At 69.4% G+C, this 1,000-nt stretch carries 1 protein-coding gene; it reads right to left on the bottom strand.

Features of this window, described 5'->3' with window-relative positions:
• Nucleotides 1-1,000, bottom strand: a 1,000-nt coding sequence (locus HAV40_RS37845) for an IS110 family RNA-guided transposase (protein ID WP_205694011.1), incomplete at both ends; no start/stop codon positions are given.

The raw sequence follows: 1,000 nt of genomic DNA, 5'->3' as shown, positions 1-1,000 counted from the left end.
TTCGGGCCTCGACGGCGGGCGATACGCCGATAGCGTTCGCCGAGGAATGTGCTGGTCCGGGCGGCGCTGACGGCGATCTGCCCCAGGGCGCGGGCCAGGTACGGGTTGCCGTGCCCGGTCGATGCGCTGCCCTTCTTGCGTCCGGCTGATTCGTTCACGCCGGGTGCGAAGCGGGCCCAGCCGGCCAGGTGCGCGGGTGTGGGGAAGCGGGTCATGTCGACGCCGATCTCGGCGATGATCGCTCGGGCGGCCGTGGACCCGACGCCGGGGATCTGCTCAAGCCGGTCGGCCGCCGGCGCGAAAGGGGCGATCTGCTCCTGGATGCGGGCGTCGACGTCGGCGATGTCGGCCTCGATCGCGTCGATACGCGACAGCATCTTGGCCAGCAGGAAGCCGTGATGGTCGGTGAACCGGCCGACGAACGCCTCCTCCAACACGTCGATCTTGCGGCGGAGGCTGGAGCGGGCCAGCTGCGCCAGCACATGCGGGTCGCGCCGCCCGGCGACCAGTGCGGCCATCATGTCCCTGCCGGACGCGCCGAAGATGTCCGACACCACCGACGACAGCTTGATCTGGGCGTCTTCGAGGAGTTTCTCGACCCGGTTCTTCTCCGCGCCGACCGCGGCGACCAGGTCGACCCGGTAGCGGGTCAGGTCCCGCAGCATCCGGATCTGCGGCGGTGGCACGAAACTCGCCCGCAGCATCTGCCGCTCGGCGACCTTGCACAACCAGACCGCATCGAGGCGGTCGGTCTTGGGACGCCCGGGCAGGTGCTTGACGTCACGGGCGTTGACCAGCCACGTCTCGAACCCTGCCGCTTCCAGCAGGTAGAACGGCGGCTTCCAGTAGTCACTGGTCGCCTCCATCACCACCCGCGTCACACCCAGGTCCCGCAACCGGCCGACCATGCCCGACAACGCCCGGGTCATGGTCGAGTAGGTCTGGACCTCCTGCAACCTGCGGCCGGGTTTGGCCGGGTCGGGGATACGCACACAGCACA

The sequence above is a fragment of the Catellatospora methionotrophica genome (assembly GCF_011297335.1).
Lineage (GTDB): Bacteria > Actinomycetota > Actinomycetes > Mycobacteriales > Micromonosporaceae > Catellatospora > Catellatospora methionotrophica.
This window is presented reverse-complemented; position numbering and strand designations above follow the sequence as displayed.